Below are 17,266 nucleotides of genomic sequence, written 5' to 3'. Positions count from 1 at the left end.
GGCGAATTCCCGTAGTCGGAGCGCCTGCGGGCCGGCTAGCCCAGCGCCCGCAGCCCCGGCGCGAACGCCACGAGTACAGGTACCGCCGGCACCAGCGCGGCCGCCGCCGTCAGCCGCAGCCTCCGCGCCGCCGTGAGCCGGTCGGGCGGGGTGAGCAACCGGTGCACTCGCTGCGGGACCTGGGCCTGCGGGGTCGGGCACGGACCGAACACGCCGCGGTCCTCGTTGAGTTCGACCAGCGCCAGCGCGGTCGTCAGGCGGCCGAAGCGGCGGGACGCCACGTCGTCCGCGGCGAGTTCGACCAGGCGGTGCATCTCGTCGCGGAACGCGGCGAAGACCGGAACCTGCGGGAACCCGTCCGCCAGCGCGGCCGAACAGTGCAGCAGCCAGTCGTGCCGTGCCTGTGCGTGCCCCTTCTCGTGGGCGAGGACGGCGTCCAGCTGACGGCCCTTGAGGCGGCTCAGCGCGGCGGTGGTGACGACCAGTTGCGGGGGAGTGCCGGGCAGCCACCAGGCGTCCGGCCGTTCGCCCTCCAGGACGACGAGCCGGTCCGGTCCCGGTACCTCGCCGGGCAACAGCGGGGCGCGGTGCAGGAGTTCCGCACGGCGCACCCGACGCCGGGACCGGGCCCGTAGGACCTCCCTGGCGAGCATCGCGGCGCTCCACAATCCGGCACAGGCCAGGGTGAGGGCGGTGGTGTCCGCCCAGAGGCCGGAGGTGCCGAGCGCGTAGGCCTCGACCACGGGGCCCGGTGCCGTCGCGAAGACGGGCCCGCCCACCGCGTGCCAGGCCGCCGCCGCGCTGAACGTCATCGACAGCGCGCAGCACACCAGCACGGCCGCCACCACGCACTGCCACACCCACAGGGCGACCACCGGTTCGCGGTCCGGCCAGTCGGCCCGGGCGAGCAGTCTCGGGGCGAGCACGGCCGTCAGGGCGCCGAGCAGCAGCAGTGCCGCGGGGAGAATCATGGGGGCAGCCTATGAGCGCGGCGCCGCCCGCAGTACGGGCCGAGACGCAAAGTGACGCAGGCAACGATTGCGCGCGGCGAACACCGGGCACGGCCGGCGGCGCGGTCACGGGGCCGCGTCACACGGCCCAGGCGCACCGCCGCATCACACGGCCCCGGCGCACCGCCGGGGTCACATGGCCGCCAGCATGGCCAGCATCGCGATGCCCATGGAGAGGCGGCAGGCCCGGGCCAGCTCCGGCCGGTCCCCCCACCCGGCCGTCGGACCGCCGCCCCCGCCCCCGGCGACGGCGACGACCGGCAGCAGGCGTACGCCGGACAGCAGCACGTATCCGGTGAAGTAGAGCAGCAGCGCACCCGTCGCCGCGGGCGGGCCCGACACGCCGTGCCCGTGCCCGTGGCCGTGGGCGGGCGCACCGGCCATCACCACCGCCATGTAGACCATGGCCGCGGCTCCGACGAGGTGGTGCAGATGGTGGCCCCCGTACCGCGCCGCCGCCCACAGGGCGCGCAGCCCGGCGGCGCCGAACACCACCACGTATCCGGCCCACGCCCACACCGGCGGGGTGAACGCCGCCGCGGGCACGGCCATGGCGGCCATGCCGAACCCCATCAGCGCCTCGCCGCCCGCGGCGCGTCGCTGTTCCCCCTCGTGGCTGCGCATCCGCAGCAGGCAGTACGCGCCGGTCGCCGCGCACAGCGCGACCAGCAGCCATCCGGGCGACACCGGTCCGTGCACACGCACCTCCCCGTTCGGCGGTCCACGGTCGGTCAAGGCCTGCCCCGGACACGCGGCGCGCACGCGAGCGCAAGGGAGTACGCAGGGGGTATCCGGGGGAGCGCGGAGATTATTTTTCACGAGTAAAACACCTGCTAAAGTAATCCCATGAGCAGTGCGCCCCCCTCCATCCCCGGCACCTCACCGGGCCGACGTCTGTCCCTGGCCGGCGTGCTGCGCCTGCGCCGGCCCTCCGAGATCTGGTTCAAGCCCGCCCTGAGTTCGGTCGCCGCCGTCGCCCCGCCCAACCTGCTCCTGCTGGCGCTGAGCCGGCTCGACCTGGCGATGTACACGATGGCCGGGTCCCTGTGCGCGCTCTACGCCCACAACCGCCCCTACGCCGCCCGGGCCCGCGCCCTCGCGTGGGTGGTGCTCGGCATGCTCGGCGGCGTCGCCGTCGCCCTGGTCACCGCCTCGCTCACCCGGAACGCCGTCGTCCTGGTCACCGTCGGGGCCCTGCTGGCCGCCGTACAGAAGGCACTGTGCGACGCCACCCGCATCGGCCCGCCGGGCAACGTGGTCCTGACCTTCATCAGCTCCGCGGCCCTCTTCGTCCCGCACGCCCTCGACCGGATCCCCGCCCACCTGGCCCTGGGCGCCGCCGCCGGGGCCTGGGCCTGGCTGGTGTGCATGGCACCCGTCCTGGTCCGACCGCACGGCCCGGAACGCCGGGCCACCGCCCAGGCCCTGAACGCCGCCGCCGCGTACGCCGAAACCGCGCATGCCGACCCTGGCGGCACGGGCGACGCCCACGCAGCCGCCCGTGCCGCCGGGTACGCCGCGGTGCAGCAGGCCTGGCAGACGCTGCTGTCCCTCCCGGCCACCGGCGCCCGCGCCACCACCCGGCATGCCCTCGAACGCCTCGTCGTCCGCGCCGAGGTCGCGCTGGCCGCCCCCGCCGACACCGAACCCGAGCCGCTGCGCACCTGGGCCCGCGCCCTGCGCGGCACCGGCCGCGTCCCCCGCACCGACGACGGCCCGGCCGTCACCGACGAACTCCTCGGCGTCGACGCCGAACTCACCGCTCGCCCCGACCCCCTGTGGCACCGGCTGGGCTCGTCGGCCCCGGTCGCGGTACGCACCGCCCTGGGCTGCGCACTGGCCGGCTACGCCTCCCTGGCGCTGGGCGTCGGCCGCCCCTACTGGGCGCTGGTCACCGCCGCCGCGCTCTACCAGGCCAACCTGACCCTCACCTGGAGCCGGGCCGTGCAGCGCGTGGTCGGCAACCTCGCCGGTGTGCTGCTCTTCGCCGCCATAACCCCGCTCGCGCACCTCGGCCAGGCACCGCTCGTCCTGCTCTGCCTCGCCCTCAACTTCGGCGCCGAGGCCCTCATCACCCGCAACTACTGGCTCGGCAGCGTCTGCGTGACCCCGATGGCGCTGCTCATCACCGAGTTCGCCGGGTATCAGGAACCGGGTTCGCTGATCACCGAGCGGGTGGTGGACACCCTCGTCGGCGCCCTGGTCGGCTTCCTGGCCGCCGTCGCCGTCACCGACCGAAGCGCCGGGAACCGCGTCGAGCGGGCGCTGCGGGCCGCCGACCGGGCCCGGGAGCACACCGCCCGCGTCCTGGCGGAGCCCGATCCGGCGCCCGGCGCCCTGGAGACCGCCCGCCGGTCCCTGGCCGCCGCGCTGACCGACCTGCGGTCCACCGTGGACGGGGCGGCCGGTGAATGGTGGGGACGCGCACTGCCGCAGGAGAGGGTCGTGCTTGCCGAGCAGTCCGGACACCGTACGCTCGCCGCAGCGGTGCGACGCGGGGCAGCGCGTCGGGACCGGGACACGGGTACGAGAGCGGAGGACGTACGGCCATGACCGCAACCGACGGGGGCTCGGCGACCGGGGGCGACGGGAGAGGGGGGCCGGGCGGCGACACCGTGGCCGCGGTCGTGCGGCAGTGGCGGGCCGTCCATCCGGACCTCGACACCGGGCCGATGGAGATCATCGGCCGGATCAACCGCTGCGCCGCCCTCCTCCAGCAGGCCGAGGACGCGCCACTGCGCCGGGCGGGCCTGAGCCGGGCCGAGTTCGACCTGCTCGGCGCGCTGCGCCGCACCGGCCACGAGCTGACCCCGGGCGACCTCGCCCGCGAGACCTTCTCCTCCGGCGCCGCCGTCACCAAGCGCCTCAAGCAGCTCACCGAGCGCGGCCTGGTGGAGCGGCGTGGCGACACCCGGGACCGCCGCGTCGCGCACGTCCGCCTCACGGACACCGGACGCGAGCTCGTCGACGGCATCCTGCCCGAACAGCTCGCCTACGAGGCCGCAGTGCTGTCGGGCGTCGACGAGCCCAGGCAGGGGGAGCTGGCGGCACTTCTCGGCGGACTGCTGGGCCAGCTGGAGGGCCGCCTGGACGCGCTGCGGGTCTGAAGCGGCCCCCGAAGACCGGGCTGAGCCGGCCACGGCGGCTGTCACACGCCGCCCCGGCGCCGTCACACGCCGCCCCGGGAGGCTCAGCGCTCGTCCCCCGCCCGGTACACGCCGAACATCGCGCCCCGGGGATCGCGCAGCACCGCGATCCGGGGTCCGTCGGGCGGCGAGACGGGCTCCATCAGCACGGTGCCGCCGCCGTCGGTCGTGCCGGCCGCCGCCGTGTCCACGTCCGTCACCGCGAAGTAGGGCAGCCAGTGCGCCGGCACCTCGTGCGGGAACTTGTCGTCCATCGTCACCATGCCCCCGAAGTCCGCCCCGCCGATGCCCCACTGCGGGTAGTACTCGGAGGCGGTCAGGCTCCAGCCGAACACCGTGGTGTAGAAGTCGGCGGCCAGGTCGGGCTCGCGGGTCAGCAGTTCGACCCAGCCCAGCGAGCCGTGCGCGTTGAACAGCCCGGCACCGGCGAACGAGCCGGGCTGCCACAGCTGGAACAGCGCCCCGGTGGGGTCCACTACCACCGCGAAGCGGCCGTGGCCGGGGACGTCCGTGGGCCCCTCCGGCACCGTGCCGCCGGCCGCCGTCACCTGCCGGACGGCGGTGTCCGCGTCGCGCACGGCGAACACCACGTCCCACGCGACCGGCTGCTGCGCCCGCGACAGGGGCGCCAGCCCGGCGACCGCGTCGCCGCCGAGCCGGGCGATCGTGTGGCCGCTCGCCCGCTGCCTCGGGTCCGTCTCGGGGCGCCGGCCGAACAGCCCGCTGTAGAACCGCTCGGCCACCGCCAGGTCGTCGGTCCCCAGCTCCGCCCAGCAGGGTCCGCCGGTCACCGGTTCATGGAGCTTCATAGAGGGGCCTCCTTGCGCCGGGCCATGGGCCGTCCGCCCCCTTCCAGCACGTTAAGGCCGCCCCGGTGCCGGGGCCATCCGGCACGCACCGCCCCGGCGGCCCGGACGCCTCAGATCCCCGGCCGGTAACGCAGCGGATGCTCCGCGGGCACCTCCACCAGCACGATCCGGGTGCCGTCCGGATCCGCGATCCACATCTCCACCAGCCCCCACGGCTCCTCGACCGGCGGCCGCACGATCTCGACGCCCTTGGCGCGCAGTTCGTCGTGGGCCGCCGCCGCGTCCTCGACCTGGAGCCACACCTTGAGCGCGGGGGAGAGCGGGCCCTCGGAGCGGCCGGAGACCTCCAGGAAGCCGCCGCCGAGGAAGTAGACGGTGCCCCGTTCCGGACCGGTGCCGAACTCCCGGTGGACGGCGAGGCCGAGCTGGTCGCCGTAGAAGGCGCGGGAGCGTTCGGGGTCGGTGGGACGGAGCAGGATCCGGCTGCTGAGTACATGCACCATGCGTCCCGACCCTACTGGCGGCGTTACCCTCATCGATGCCCCCGCCGCGCCCGAGAGAGAACCGGAGACGCCCCACATGGACACCACCGCCGGCCGACTGATCTACCGCGATGCCACCGACGCCGACGTGGACGGGATCGTGGCGCTCATAGAGTCGGCCTACCGGGGCGACTCCAGCCGGGTCGGGTGGACCACCGAGGCGGACATCCTCCAGGGGCAGCGCACGGACCCGCAGGGCGTGCTGGACGTCGTGAAGTCGCCGGACAGCCGGCTGCTGACGGTCGAGCGGGACGGCCGGATCGTGGCCTGCTGCCAGCTGGAGCACCGCGGGGAGCACGCGTACTTCGGGATGTTCGCCGTCAGTCCCGTGCTCCAGGGCGAGGGCCTCGGCAGGACGATCATCGCGGAGGCGGAGCGGCAGGCCCGTGAGACGTGGGGCGTCACGGAGATGCACATGACCGTGATCTCCGTACGCGAGGACCTCATCGCCTGGTACGAGCGCCGCGGCTACCGCCGTACGGGAGAGATGACGCCCTTCCCGTACGGCGACGAGCGCTTCGGCATTCCGCAGCGGGACGACCTGCAGTTCGAGCTGCTGGTCAAGCCGCTGGGCTGAGCCCTTGCGCGGTACTCAGGCGGTGAAGCGGCCGGTGCGCTTGATCTCCGGGTAGTCGGTCGTGGCGCCGTCGAGGCCCAGGGCACGCACCAGCCGCAGCTGGTCCTGGGTGTTGACGGTCCAGGAGAAGACCCGCAGGCCCGCCTTGCGGGCCCGTTCCACGATCTCCAGGGTGATCCGGTTGATGTCCAGACACAGGGTCCCGGCGCCCGCCTCCACGGCCCGGTCCACGACTTCCTTGCCGTAGTACTGCGCGACCAGCGCGGTGCGCACTCCCGGCACCAGTCGCGCGATCTCGACGATGGCCTCGGCGTGGAACGAGATCACCTCCACCCGGTCCACCAGGTCCCGGCGGAGCATCACCTCGGAGAGCGTCCGGGCGGCCGCCGCGTCCTTGATCTCGGCCTGCAACGGCACCGCGACGGCATCCAGCACCTCCTCGAAGACGGGGATGCGCTCCCCGCGGCCCGCGTCCAGCGCGCGCAGCTCCTCGAGGGTCTTGTCGGCGATGGCGCCGGTGCCGTCGGTGGTGCGGTCCACCTCCGCGTCGTGCATGACGACGAGCGCGCCGTCCTTGCTCAGGTGCAGGTCGAGTTCGACGACGTCGAGGCCGGCCTGCTCGGCGGCGACGAAGGAACGCAGGGTGTTCTCGGGTTCGACACCCATCGCTCCGCGGTGACCGATGGTGAGGAAGTTCAAGGCTCGACTCGCTTCCGTCGACGTCGGCGATGGCAGGGCGGCAGCCTAACGGCCCTGCGGGACCGTTTCCCCTCTGCCGCGCCTGGTATACGAGCCGAGGCGTCCCGCAGGAAAAAATGCGGTGAAGGCCCGGGTGGGGCAGGATAATTTACGGGGGCTCCCCTTGCTGGGAGAAACCTCGTATGCATACGGTGTCCTGACGCAAGCTTCTCTCGTAGAGGATGGGACATGACGGAAATTCTTGTGCAGGTGGGTGCGGAGGAGAACATTCCTCCGGCGAGCAGGGTGGTTGAGCACCCGGCGTGGCCCGCGCTCAAGGATGCCGTGGAGCGGATCCGGCCATGGCAGTCCAAGGACGGGTCGATCGACTTCGACGCCGAGGGCGCGCCCGGGCGGACCGACGCCGAGGACGCCGTGCGCCGGGTCGTCGCGGCGGTCCGCGAGCTGTCCCCGCTCCTCCCGCACGACCACGCGTACCACGAGGCCCTGGTGGCGGACCTCGGCCGCTGGGCCGACGGCGGCTTCGAGGTGCCCGACTTCCTCGACTCGCTGCTGGCCTTCCAGCCCGCCGCGAACCGCGCGGACGGCCTCCAGCACCTGGTCGTCTTCCCGATGTACACGCAGAACGGCAACCCGGACCGCAACTTCGAAGCGGTCGTGCTGCGCATGGTCTGGCCCGACTGGCTGGCCGAGCTGGAGCGCACCCGCTACGACAACCCGTTGTTCTGCGGCATCACCTTCGAGGACTTCACGGCCGGCTACGACACCAACTCGGCCGTCCTCTTCCCGGAGACCATCGCCGTGCGCGAGGCCCCCGAGCGCTTCTCCTGGGGCGGCATCTTCTGCGACCGCGAGGCCGCCCGCTTCCGCCGTGTCACCGACGCCGCCGTGGGCATCCTGGGCCTGGAGCTGCCCGAGGACGTCGCCGCGCTGGTGGACGACCAGAAGCGCTGCGAGGAGGCCTTCGTCCTGTGGGACATGGTCCACGACCGCACCCACAGCCACGGCGACTTGCCCTTCGACCCGTTCATGATCAAGCAGCGCCAGCCGTTCTGGATGTACGGCCTCGAGGAGCTGCGCTGCGACCTGACCGCCTTCAGGGAGGCCGTACGCCTGGAGGCCGACGGGGTCCCGCAGGCCCGTGACGTGCAGTACGCGGTCCTCTTCGACCGCATGTTCCGCTTCCCGGTCACCGGTGAGCGCGTGCGCAACTACGACGGGCTCGGCGGCCAGCTCCTCTTCGCCTACCTGCACAAGCACGACGTCGTGCGCTGGACCGACAACAAGCTCTTCATCGACTGGCAGCGCGCACCCGAGGTCACCAACCAGCTGTGCGCCGAGATCGAGACGCTCTACCGGGACGGCATCGACCGCCCGAAGATCGTCCACTGGTTCGCCGGCTACGACCTCGTCTCCACCTACCTCGCCCCGCACCCGGGCTCGAAGTGGGCGAAGGGTCCCGACGCCCTGGACCTCACCCTGCCCCCGCGCAAGCTGGTCGACGACGTGCTTCCGGACGAGTTTCCGCTGAGCATGTTCTACGAGGCGCTGTCCAAGAAACTCAAGAAGGTGATTGCCTCGACCCGGGGCATCACCGCGGACGGCACCGAACGGGCCGCCGCGTGAGCGACGGCACGGGCGGTCAGGCACAACAGCGGCAGGCACAGGCTCGGGAGGCGAGGACCATGGGGAACGGGGCGCTCGACGGCGCGGTGATCGCGGTGGCCGGAGCGGGCGGACCCGCCGGACGGGCCGCGCTGCTGCGGCTCGCCGAGGCGGGTGCGACGGTCGTCGGCTCGGACAACGACCCGGAGCGGCTGGCGGAGGCGGTGGACGCGGCTCGCTACGCGCACGGCGGCGCCAGTGTCACCGGCGAGACCGTGGACCTGCTCGACCGGGACGCCGCCCAGGCCTGGGCCGACCGCACCGAGCAGGAGTTCGGGCGGGTCGACGGCCTCGTCCACCTCGTCGGCGGCTGGCGCGGCAGCCAGAGCTTCACCAAGACCAACCTCGACGACTGGGACCTGCTGGAGCTGCTGCTGATCCGCACGGTGCAGCACACCTCCCTCGCCTTCCACGAGGCGCTCCAGCGCAGCGACCGCGGCCGGTACCTCCTGATCAGCGCCGCGGGCGCGAGCAACCCGACCGCGGGCAACGCGGCCTACTCGGCCGCCAAGGCCGCGGCCGAGGCCTGGACCCTGGCGATGGCGGACTACTTCCGCAAGGCGGGGGGCGAGCAGGGGCCGACGTCGGCGGCTGCGATCCTGGTGGTGAAGGCGTTGGTGCACGACGCGATGCGCGCCGAGCGGCCCAACGCGAAGTTCGCGGGCTTCACGGACGTGCGTGACCTCGCCGAGGCCGTCGCCGGAGTCTGGGACAAGCCCGCCGCGGAAGTGAACGGAAACCGTCTGTGGCTGACCGAGAAGCCGTGAACCCCCCGAAGACCGACGCGCGTCGCCATCACGACCCCGAGGTCCGCGGTTTCGCCAGTGACAACTACGCCGGGGCCCACCCCGAGGTGCTCGCCGCGCTGGCGCTGGCCAACGGCGGGCACCAGGTCGCGTACGGCGAGGACGAGTACACCGAGAACCTCCAGCGGGTGATCCGCGGCCACTTCGGCTCCGGCGCCGAGGCCTTCCCGGTCTTCAACGGCACCGGCGCCAACGTCGTCGCGCTCCAGGCGGTCACCGACCGCTGGGGCGCGGTGATCTGCGCCGAGAGCGCGCACATCAACGTCGACGAGGGCGGCGCCCCCGAGCGCATGGGCGGGCTGAAACTGCTCACCGTGCCCACGCCCGACGGCAAGCTCACCCCCGACCTCATCGACCGGCAGGCGTACGGCTGGGACGACGAGCACCGCGCGATGCCGCAGGTCGTGTCGATCACCCAGAGCACCGAGCTGGGCACGCTCTACACACCCGACGAGGTCCGGGCCATCTGCGAACACGCCCACGCGCACGGCATGAAGGTGCACCTGGACGGCTCCCGGATAGCCAACGCCGCCGCCTCCCTGGACGTGCCCATGCGGACGTTCACCAACGCCGTCGGCGTCGACCTGCTCTCGCTCGGCGGCACCAAGAACGGCGCCCTGTTCGGCGAGGCCGTCGTGGTCCTCAACCAGGACGCCGTCCGCCACATGAAGCACCTGCGCAAGCTCTCCATGCAGCTCGCCTCCAAGATGCGCTTCGTGTCGGTGCAGCTGGAAGCGCTGCTCGCCAAGGACCTGTGGCTGCGCAACGCCCGGCACGGCAACGAGATGGCGCAGCGCCTCGCCGACGGCGTGCGTGCCGTGCACGGTGTGGAGATCCTCTACCCGGTGCAGGCCAACGCGGTCTTCGCCCGCCTGCCGCACGAGGTGAGCGAGCGCCTGCAGAAGCGGTTCCGGTTCTACTTCTGGGACGAGGCCGCCGGCGACGTGCGCTGGATGTGCGCCTTCGACACCACCGAGGACGACGTCGACACCTTCGTGGCGGCGCTCAAGGAGGAGATGGCGCGCTGAGCCGCGAGGCTCACCCGATGCATAGATATGCGGTCACCTGAAAAGTCATTGACTGACGGGTGATCGCGTTTCTATGCTCTGCGGGCATGGAGCTGATCCAGAAGACCCCCGACCTGTCCGCCTATCTGGCTGCCGACGAGGTCATTGACCATGACCACCCCCGTGTACGGGAGGTGGCCGGCAAACTCGCCAAAGAGGCGGACGACTCGTATGCCTATGCGCGACTGGCCTTCGAGTTCGTGCGGGACACCATCCCGCACTCGCAGGACTCCGGAGACCCGCGCGTCACCTGGCGGGCCTCCGACGTCCTGGAGCGGCGCACCGGCATCTGCTACGCCAAGGCCCACGCGCTGGCCGCCCTGCTGCGGGCCGAGGACATCCCGACCGCCCTGTGCTACCAGCGGTTCGACGTGGTGCACGGACTGGTCGCGGTGCGCTTCAACGGCGCCTGGCACCGGCAGGACCCCCGCGGGAACAAGCCCGGCGTGAACGCGCAATTCTCCCTGGAGGGGGAGCGGCTGGCCTTCACGCCGGACCGCGAGGCCGGGGAGGCGGACTACCCGGAGCTGTACGCCGCGCCGCACCCGGCCGTGGTGGACGTCCTGAAGGCGGCCACCGACCGGCCGCACCTGTGGGCGACCCTTCCCGCGGCGCTCTGAGGCGCCCGGCTCAGAGCGCCTGGGGCGCGCGCAGCTGCTCCTGCGTCGGCGCGGTGCCGCCGAGGTGGGCCGGCATCCACCAGGTGTCGTCTGCGCCCTTGGGGCGTACCGGGTAGGCGCGCTGCGCGGCCTCCAGCAGCTCCTGCACGCGCTCGCGCAGGCGGCGGGTGATCGCGCCCGCGTACTGCTCGCGGGAGGCCTCCATCGCCTCGCCGACCCGGATCGTGATCGGGGTGTGGCTGCGCTTGAAGTTGCGCGGGTGTCCCTTGGTCCACAGGCGCTGGGTGCCCCACAGCGCCATCGGGATCAGCGGGACGCCCGCCTCCTGCGCCAGGCGCGCGGCGCCCGACTTGAAGCTCTTCAGCGTGAACGACTCGGAGATCGTCGCCTCCGGGAAGACCCCGATGATCTCGCCGGCCCGCAGCGAGTCCAGGGCGTGCGCGTACGCCGCCTCGCCCTGCTTGCGGTCCACCGGGATGTGCTTCATGTTGCGCATCAGCGGGCCGGAGACCTTGTGCCGGAAGACCGACTCCTTCGCCATGAAGCGCACCAGCCGCTTCTGGGGCAGCGCCGCCAGGCCGTCGAAGATGAAGTCCAGGTAGCTGATGTGGTTGCTCACCAGCACGGCGCCGCCCGCGCGCGGGATGTTCTCCGAACCCTGGCAGTCGATCTTGAGGTCCCACACCTTGAACAGGGTGCGGGCGAGACCGATGGCCGGGCGGTAGGCGAGTTCTGCCATGGGCGGGTCGGACCCTTCCTTGTCAGCCTGGGAAGGGGGCTCCCAGTCGAAAGTTACGCAGCCGTAGGTTTACGGCTTGTCGCAGATCGTGCCCCAAGAACGGCCCATGTACCAGCCTTGGTGCCCGTACGCGGCGAGATCCTCATCACTCGCCCGTCCATCGGGTGGCCGGAAGACGATGGTGGAGCGGGAATCTCCACGCCGCCGCGAGTGCTGCACCTGGGGACGACCGGACCGGTGGCGCGCTGCTCAGGCGTGCCCATGAGTGCCGCGGACGCGGCGGAACGGGGGCGCGCTGGTGCGCGGGCAGGGTGACGACGGCGGGCCCGGGACTCCGGGCCCGCCCCTCGACGCGTCCGACCTCGGGGCGGAACTCGGCGGCCGCGCGACGCTCGTGCAGTTCTCCAGCGCCTTCTGCGCCCCCTGCCGTGCCACCCGGCGGGTCCTCGGCGAGGTGGCCCGCATGGTCCCCGGCGTCGCCCACGTCGAGATCGACGCCGAGGCCCGCCTGGAACTCGTCCGCGCACTCGGCGTCCACAAGACCCCGACCGTGCTGGTGCTCGACGGCGGCGGCCGCGTCGTGCGGCGTGCCGTCGGGCAGCCGCGCAAGGCGGACGTGATCGCCGCCCTGGGCGAGGCGGTGTGATCAGCGCCACGCCGGGGGTGAGGCGTCCTCCACAGCTTCCGCGCCCCGGGACGCATTTGACTGTGTGTGCCACCTGTCGTCAGCCTGCCCGAAGGCCCCGCTCCCCGGTGCCGGGACCGAGGCACAACGCAGAAGGACACCCCGTATGACGGCCACACCCGACGTCGCCGCGGCGCGGCTCGCCACCGACGACCTGCTGCGGTCCGTCTTCCGGCGGCACGCGGCGGGAGTCGCCGTGATCACCGCGTCCGGTGCCGCCGGTCCGGCCGGCTTCACGGCCACCTCCCTCACGTCCGTGTCCGCCCGGCCGCCGCTGCTCTCCTTCGGCATCGGCACCGGCTCCTCCAGCTGGCCCGCGGTCTCCGCGGCCGAGTACGTCGGGGTGCACGTCCTGGGCGAGCACCAGCAGGAGCTGGCCGCCACCTTCGCCCGCAGCGGCGCCGACCGCTTCGCGGCGCCCACCGCCTGGCGGGAGGGTCCGCACGGCGTCCCCCTGCTGGACGGGGTCCTCGCCTGGCTCGTGGGCCGTGTGGTCGGCCGGGTGCCCGCGGGGGACCACCGCATCGTGCTGGCCGAGGTGCTGACCGGCGACCCCTCGGGCACCGGCGGTCCGCTGCTGTACCACCGGGGCGGCTACACCGGCCTGCGCGACTGAGCGGTACCGGCCCCCCGGCACCGGCTGCTTCTGCGGAGGCGTCGAGTTCCGGTTACGCTGCGTTGCGAAGGTCACAGTTCAAAGCGCTTGCTTAGCGGGAAAGAACTGGGTGTACTGACGAGTAATATTCCGGTGCGAAGCGCAGGTCGCCCCGCCCGGGATCGGCCGCTTGGGGCGCCTATGCTGCCTGCAAGAGGCAGCACTGAAATGTCGACGCAGTAGGAGAGCCGGCGTGAGCTTGAGGATCGTTGTCACTGTGAAGTACGTGCCCGACGCCACTGGCGACCGGCACTTCGCCGATGACCTGACCGTCGACCGGGACGACGTGGACGGTCTGCTCTCCGAGCTGGACGAGTACGCGGTCGAGCAGGCGCTGCAGATCTCCGAGAATTCCGACGACGACGTGGAGATCACCGTCCTGACGGTGGGCCCCGAGGACGCGAAGGACGCGCTGCGCAAGGCGCTGTCCATGGGCGCGGACAAGGCGATCCACGTCGAGGACGACGACCTGCACGGCACCGACGCCGTCGGCACCTCCCTGGTCCTGGCCAAGGCGATCGAGAAGGCCGGCTACGACCTGGTCGTCTCCGGCATGGCCTCCACCGACGGCACCATGGGCGTCGTACCGGCGCTGCTCGCCGAGCGCCTGGGCGTGCCGCAGGTGACGCTGCTGTCCGAGGTCTCCGTCGAGGGCGGCACGGTCAAGGGCCGCCGGGACGGCGACACCGCCACCGAGCAGCTGGAGGCCTCCCTCCCGGCCGTCGTGTCCGTCACCGACCAGTCGGGCGAGGCGCGATACCCGTCCTTCAAGGGCATCATGGCGGCCAAGAAGAAGCCGGTCGAGTCCTGGGACCTCTCCGACCTCGACATCGACGAGGACGAGGTCGGCCTGGAGAACGCCTGGACCGCGGTCGACTCCGCGGCCGAGCGCCCGGCGCGCACCGCGGGCACCATCGTCAAGGACGAGGGCGAGGGCGGCAAGCAGCTCGCCGAGTTCCTCGCGGGCCAGAAGTTCATCTGAGCCCCGCTCCGCCGACCGCCCCTCATCTTTCGCAAGCAGGAGAGAAGAAGTCCCATGGCTGAAGTTCTCGTCTACGTCGATCACGTGGACGGTGCCGTCCGCAAGCCGACCCTGGAACTGCTGACCCTCGCCCGCCGCATCGGCGAGCCGGTCGCCGTCGCACTGGGCAACGGCGCCGCCGACACCGCCGCAGCCCTCGCCGAGCACGGCGCGGTGAAGGTCCTCACCCACGAGGCCGCCGAGTACGCCGACTACCTGGTCGTGCCGAAGGTGGACGCCCTCCAGGCCGCCGTCGAGGCCGTGTCCCCGGCCGCCGTGCTGGTCCCGTCCTCCGCCGAGGGCAAGGAGATCGCCGCCCGCCTGGCGCTGCGCCTGGGCTCGGGCGTCATCACCGACGCCGTCGACCTGGAGGCAGGCGACCAGGGCCCGGTGGCCACCCAGTCGGTGTTCGCCGCCGCCTTCACCACCAAGTCCCGCGTCTCCAAGGGCACCCCGGTCATCACGGTCAAGCCCAACAGCGCCGCCGTCGAGCCCGCCGCTGCCGCCGGTGCCGTCGAGGCCCTGTCGGTCACCTTCTCCGCCCAGGCCACGGGCACCAAGGTCACCGCGCGCACGCCGCGCGAGTCGACCGGCCGCCCCGAGCTGACCGAGGCCGCGATCGTCGTCTCCGGCGGCCGTGGCGTCAACGGCGCGGAGAACTTCGCGATCATCGAGGCGCTCGCCGACTCCCTCGGCGCGGCCGTCGGTGCCTCGCGCGCCGCGGTGGACGCGGGCTGGTACCCGCACACCAACCAGGTCGGCCAGACCGGCAAGTCCGTCTCGCCGCAGCTGTACATCGCCTCCGGCATCTCCGGCGCGATCCAGCACCGCGCGGGCATGCAGACCTCGAAGACGATCGTGGCGATCAACAAGGACGCCGAGGCCCCGATCTTCGACCTGGTCGACTACGGCGTCGTCGGCGACCTCTTCGACGTGGTCCCGCAGCTCACCGAGGAAGTGAAGTCCCGCAAGGGCTGAGCGCCCTCCCGGCATTTCGGCCGAGGCCCCCGCGACCGTCGTCCTGGTCGCGGGGGCCTCGGTGTCTGCGCAGGATGGTGTTGACCGGCGACGAAGCGCCGGATAACTTCGCTCTACGGATTATTGATTCCGGTCAGCGGAAAAGTGGATGCCAGGAGGGTGTCGGATGGGTCAGCAGGAGAAGGTGGCAACGAGCCTCGCGGGCGCCGTCGGCGAGGAGATCAGTGCCTCCCTCGCACCGGTCGACGCGGAGCTGGAGCGCCGCTACCCCGGAGACCCGGGCACCCGCCAGCCCGTCCACACCGTGTACGTCCCCGGTGACGTCTTCGCCGCCGACACCATCCGCTCCTGGGGCGACCAGGCGCTCGCCGCCCTCGACGAACACGCCCCGGACGCCGCCTCCTTCGCCGCCGTCCTCGGCCTCACCGACGACCTCGCCGAGCCCGTGTACACGCGCGTGCGCGCCAAACTGGAGCGCGAGCCGATCGAAGACCTCCGGGTCGACTTCGAGGACGGGTACGGCAACCGGTCGGACGCCGAGGAGGACGAGGCCGCCGCCCGTGCCGCCCGCCTCATCGCCGAGGCGTACGAACAGGGCACGGCGGCCCCGTACATGGGCATCCGGATGAAGTGCATGGAGGCCCCGGTGCGGGCCCGCGGCATCCGCACCCTCGACGTCTTCCTCAGCGGCCTGATGGAGGCCGGCGGCCTGCCCGAGGGGCTCGTCCTCACGCTGCCGAAGGTGACCTACCCCGAGCAGGTCACCGCCATGGTGCGGCTCCTGGAGGCGTTCGAGAAGGCGCGCGGGCTGACGCCGGGCCGGATCGGCTTCGAGATCCAGATCGAGACCAGCCAGTCCATCCTCGCCACCGACGGCACCGCCGCCGTCGCCCGCATGATCCAGGCCGCCGAGGGCCGCGCCACCGGACTGCACTACGGCACCTTCGACTACAGCGCCTGCCTCGGCGTCTCCGCCGCCCACCAGGCCAGCGACCACCCCGCCGCCGACCACGCCAAGGCGGTCATGCAGGTCGCCGCCGCGGGCACCGGCGTACGCGTCTCGGACGGCTCCACCAACGTGCTGCCGGTCGGCCCCACCGCCAAGGTGCACGACGCCTGGCGCCTGCACTACGGCCTCACCCGCCGCGCCCTCGCCCGCGCCTACTACCAGGGCTGGGACATGCACCCCGGCCACATCCCCACCCGGTACGCGGCCGTCTTCGCCTTCTACCGCGAGGGCTTCGAGCAGGCCGCCGCCCGCCTCGCCCGCTACGTGAACCGGACGGGCGGCGACGTCATGGACGAGCCCGCCACCGCCAAGGCCCTCAGCGGCTACCTCCTGCGCGGCCTGGACTGCGGCGCCCTCGACATCGGCGAGGTCGCCCGCCTCACCGGCCTGACCCGCACCGACCTGGAGGGCTTCTCCGCACCCCGACGCGGCGACCTCACGGCATCGGCGCAGTAGGCGGCGGCCGGTTCCCGTTGCGGGGGTCCTCGGGCCGGTCGGGGCGCACGTACCGCTCCAGGCCCGATGCCGTCACCCGGCGCTCCTCGGCGAACAGCCGCGTGCCCCGGTCGCACAGGGAGCGGTCGGTCCGGGCCCGGGCGCAGAACTCCTCGGGTGTCGTGCCGAAGAGCGCCCGCAACCGGGCCGATCCGCGCAGCAGGTCGGTGATCAGGGGCCGTTGCTCGCCCGGATGCCGCCGTGGCGTACCGGAGCCGTCGTGCAGGACGCCGTGACGGTTGACGTAGACGTACGCGCCGCGCAGCACCGTGCCGTCCGGCGGCTCGACGCGTACCTCGGGCGCGGGGAGCCAGGCCCGGTCGAAGTTGCCGTGGGCCATGGGCACGCCCTCGCTCGCGTCGATCACGGCGAGCTGCTCGGGGTCCAGCCACAGGACGAACAGCTCCCGCACGACGCCCGGGGCGCCCACCGGCGAGGCGGACACATAGCCCATGCGGCTCACATGGGCGGAGACCCCGATGTCCAGGCCGGTGACCCGGGTCCTGACCATCGGGATCGGCGAGTCGATGCCGAACTCGGCCATCTTGTGGCGCAGCTGGCCCGGGCTCGCGTTGGAACCGATCGCCAGCACCGGGACCCGGTCGCCCCCGTCCTCGGTGACCGGCCGGTCCAGCGGCAGCAGCCGGTCGCCGTCGAGCAGCCCCGACTCCCGGGGCCACGCGCCCGGGTACAGCAGCGGCTCCTCACGGGGCACCCCGGCCAGACCGAGCGCCTCCAGCGTC

Annotated in this window: 19 protein-coding genes; 12 read left to right on the top strand and 7 right to left on the bottom strand. The window is 72.7% G+C overall.

What is annotated here, in order from left to right; genetic code table 11:
- Positions 1-35: 35 nt before the first annotated feature.
- Both ACGF3J_RS25565 and ACGF3J_RS25560 read right to left on the bottom strand, forming a co-directional pair.
- The gene (locus ACGF3J_RS25565; RefSeq protein ID WP_393854904.1) at positions 36-971 is read right to left on the bottom strand and encodes a M56 family metallopeptidase; all 936 of its coding nucleotides are present in this window, start codon (positions 969-971) and stop codon (positions 36-38) included.
- A gap of 171 nt (positions 972-1,142) precedes the next feature.
- Positions 1,143-1,709: a DUF5134 domain-containing protein gene (locus tag ACGF3J_RS25560; RefSeq protein ID WP_393854903.1), complete on the bottom strand. Its 567-nt coding sequence runs from the start codon at positions 1,707-1,709 to the stop codon at positions 1,143-1,145.
- Positions 1,710-1,856: 147 nt separating this feature from the next.
- Here ACGF3J_RS25560 and ACGF3J_RS25555 point away from each other — a divergent pair, with 147 nt between their 5' ends.
- Both ACGF3J_RS25555 and ACGF3J_RS25550 read left to right on the top strand, forming a co-directional pair.
- On the top strand, positions 1,857-3,563 hold the full coding sequence (locus ACGF3J_RS25555; protein WP_393854902.1) for an FUSC family protein: 1,707 nt from the start codon (positions 1,857-1,859) through the stop codon (positions 3,561-3,563).
- A complete protein-coding gene (locus tag ACGF3J_RS25550) occupies positions 3,560-4,117 on the top strand; it encodes a MarR family winged helix-turn-helix transcriptional regulator (RefSeq protein ID WP_161332242.1) in 558 nt (185 codons plus the stop codon). Before ACGF3J_RS25555 ends, ACGF3J_RS25550 begins: the two co-directional genes overlap by 4 nt.
- Before the next feature lie 83 nt (positions 4,118-4,200).
- On the opposite strand, the gene ACGF3J_RS25545 is transcribed toward ACGF3J_RS25550, so the two are convergent.
- Both ACGF3J_RS25545 and ACGF3J_RS25540 read right to left on the bottom strand, forming a co-directional pair.
- Entirely contained in the window at positions 4,201-4,965 is a 765-nt protein-coding gene (locus ACGF3J_RS25545; RefSeq protein WP_393854901.1) for a VOC family protein, read from the bottom strand.
- 110 nt (positions 4,966-5,075) lie between these two features.
- Positions 5,076-5,468, bottom strand: coding sequence for a VOC family protein (locus tag ACGF3J_RS25540; RefSeq protein WP_393854900.1), 393 nt, complete (start codon positions 5,466-5,468; stop codon positions 5,076-5,078).
- Positions 5,469-5,544: 76 nt separating this feature from the next.
- On the opposite strand from ACGF3J_RS25540, the gene ACGF3J_RS25535 reads away from it, so the two are divergent.
- Positions 5,545-6,084 (top strand): GNAT family N-acetyltransferase, encoded by a 540-nt coding sequence (locus tag ACGF3J_RS25535; RefSeq protein WP_393854899.1) that lies wholly within the window; start codon positions 5,545-5,547, stop codon positions 6,082-6,084.
- Between the two features lie 15 nt (positions 6,085-6,099).
- On the opposite strand, the gene ACGF3J_RS25530 is transcribed toward ACGF3J_RS25535, so the two are convergent.
- Entirely contained in the window at positions 6,100-6,783 is a 684-nt protein-coding gene (locus ACGF3J_RS25530) for a glycerophosphodiester phosphodiesterase family protein (RefSeq protein ID WP_161329980.1), read from the bottom strand.
- A 228-nt stretch (positions 6,784-7,011) separates the two neighbouring features.
- Between ACGF3J_RS25530 and ACGF3J_RS25525 the strand changes: the two genes are divergently transcribed.
- From ACGF3J_RS25525 to ACGF3J_RS25510, 4 genes are all read left to right on the top strand, one after another.
- Positions 7,012-8,409, top strand: coding sequence for a DUF6421 family protein (locus ACGF3J_RS25525; RefSeq protein WP_393854898.1), 1,398 nt, complete (start codon positions 7,012-7,014; stop codon positions 8,407-8,409).
- Positions 8,410-8,468: 59 nt separating this feature from the next.
- The gene (locus tag ACGF3J_RS25520; protein WP_161329982.1) at positions 8,469-9,215 is read left to right on the top strand and encodes an SDR family NAD(P)-dependent oxidoreductase; all 747 of its coding nucleotides are present in this window, start codon (positions 8,469-8,471) and stop codon (positions 9,213-9,215) included.
- Entirely contained in the window at positions 9,212-10,282 is a 1,071-nt protein-coding gene (locus ACGF3J_RS25515) for a low specificity L-threonine aldolase (protein WP_161329984.1), read from the top strand. Before ACGF3J_RS25520 ends, ACGF3J_RS25515 begins: the two co-directional genes overlap by 4 nt.
- Before the next feature lie 86 nt (positions 10,283-10,368).
- Positions 10,369-10,941: a transglutaminase domain-containing protein gene (locus ACGF3J_RS25510; protein WP_393854897.1), complete on the top strand. Its 573-nt coding sequence runs from the start codon at positions 10,369-10,371 to the stop codon at positions 10,939-10,941.
- 10 nt (positions 10,942-10,951) lie between these two features.
- On the opposite strand, the gene ACGF3J_RS25505 is transcribed toward ACGF3J_RS25510, so the two are convergent.
- Entirely contained in the window at positions 10,952-11,680 is a 729-nt protein-coding gene (locus ACGF3J_RS25505; protein ID WP_393854896.1) for a lysophospholipid acyltransferase family protein, read from the bottom strand.
- A 265-nt stretch (positions 11,681-11,945) separates the two neighbouring features.
- Here ACGF3J_RS25505 and ACGF3J_RS25500 point away from each other — a divergent pair, with 265 nt between their 5' ends.
- The 5 genes from ACGF3J_RS25500 to ACGF3J_RS25480 all read left to right on the top strand — a co-directional run bounded on the left by ACGF3J_RS25500 (position 11,946) and on the right by ACGF3J_RS25480 (position 16,484).
- A complete protein-coding gene (locus ACGF3J_RS25500) occupies positions 11,946-12,326 on the top strand; it encodes a TlpA family protein disulfide reductase (protein WP_393854895.1) in 381 nt (126 codons plus the stop codon).
- A gap of 145 nt (positions 12,327-12,471) precedes the next feature.
- Complete coding sequence (locus ACGF3J_RS25495) at positions 12,472-12,981, top strand: flavin reductase family protein (protein WP_161329989.1); 510 nt, start codon at positions 12,472-12,474, stop codon at positions 12,979-12,981.
- Positions 12,982-13,213: 232 nt separating this feature from the next.
- Complete coding sequence (locus ACGF3J_RS25490) at positions 13,214-14,002, top strand: electron transfer flavoprotein subunit beta/FixA family protein (RefSeq protein ID WP_161329991.1); 789 nt, start codon at positions 13,214-13,216, stop codon at positions 14,000-14,002.
- A gap of 54 nt (positions 14,003-14,056) precedes the next feature.
- Positions 14,057-15,019: an electron transfer flavoprotein subunit alpha/FixB family protein gene (locus tag ACGF3J_RS25485; RefSeq protein ID WP_161329992.1), complete on the top strand. Its 963-nt coding sequence runs from the start codon at positions 14,057-14,059 to the stop codon at positions 15,017-15,019.
- A gap of 166 nt (positions 15,020-15,185) precedes the next feature.
- Positions 15,186-16,484, top strand: coding sequence for a DUF6986 family protein (locus ACGF3J_RS25480; protein WP_161329994.1), 1,299 nt, complete (start codon positions 15,186-15,188; stop codon positions 16,482-16,484).
- Here the strand turns inward: ACGF3J_RS25480 and ACGF3J_RS25475 are convergent.
- On the bottom strand, positions 16,465-17,262 hold the full coding sequence (locus tag ACGF3J_RS25475; protein WP_393854969.1) for a hypothetical protein: 798 nt from the start codon (positions 17,260-17,262) through the stop codon (positions 16,465-16,467). The two genes, ACGF3J_RS25480 and ACGF3J_RS25475, sit on opposite strands and share 20 nt — an antisense overlap.
- Positions 17,263-17,266 lie beyond the last annotated feature (4 nt).

This window comes from Streptomyces sp. NPDC048171 (assembly GCF_043202655.1).
In the GTDB taxonomy this organism is placed as follows: Bacteria; Actinomycetota; Actinomycetes; order Streptomycetales; family Streptomycetaceae; genus Streptomyces.
This window is presented reverse-complemented; position numbering and strand designations above follow the sequence as displayed.

Coding starts and splice junctions, on each gene's coding strand:
- ACGF3J_RS25495 (WP_161329989.1), top strand. CDS start 12,472: ATGACGGCCACACCCGACGTCGCCGCGGCGCGGCTCGCCACCGACGAC.
- ACGF3J_RS25485 (WP_161329992.1), top strand. CDS start 14,057: ATGGCTGAAGTTCTCGTCTACGTCGATCACGTGGACGGTGCCGTCCGC.
- ACGF3J_RS25555 (WP_393854902.1), top strand. CDS start 1,857: ATGAGCAGTGCGCCCCCCTCCATCCCCGGCACCTCACCGGGCCGACGT.
- ACGF3J_RS25540 (WP_393854900.1), bottom strand. CDS start 5,468: ATGGTGCATGTACTCAGCAGCCGGATCCTGCTCCGTCCCACCGACCCC.
- ACGF3J_RS25525 (WP_393854898.1), top strand. CDS start 7,012: ATGACGGAAATTCTTGTGCAGGTGGGTGCGGAGGAGAACATTCCTCCG.
- ACGF3J_RS25505 (WP_393854896.1), bottom strand. CDS start 11,680: ATGGCAGAACTCGCCTACCGCCCGGCCATCGGTCTCGCCCGCACCCTG.
- ACGF3J_RS25480 (WP_161329994.1), top strand. CDS start 15,186: ATGGGTCAGCAGGAGAAGGTGGCAACGAGCCTCGCGGGCGCCGTCGGC.
- ACGF3J_RS25550 (WP_161332242.1), top strand. CDS start 3,560: ATGACCGCAACCGACGGGGGCTCGGCGACCGGGGGCGACGGGAGAGGG.
- ACGF3J_RS25510 (WP_393854897.1), top strand. CDS start 10,369: ATGGAGCTGATCCAGAAGACCCCCGACCTGTCCGCCTATCTGGCTGCC.
- ACGF3J_RS25520 (WP_161329982.1), top strand. CDS start 8,469: ATGGGGAACGGGGCGCTCGACGGCGCGGTGATCGCGGTGGCCGGAGCG.
- ACGF3J_RS25535 (WP_393854899.1), top strand. CDS start 5,545: ATGGACACCACCGCCGGCCGACTGATCTACCGCGATGCCACCGACGCC.
- ACGF3J_RS25545 (WP_393854901.1), bottom strand. CDS start 4,965: ATGAAGCTCCATGAACCGGTGACCGGCGGACCCTGCTGGGCGGAGCTG.
- ACGF3J_RS25565 (WP_393854904.1), bottom strand. CDS start 971: ATGATTCTCCCCGCGGCACTGCTGCTGCTCGGCGCCCTGACGGCCGTG.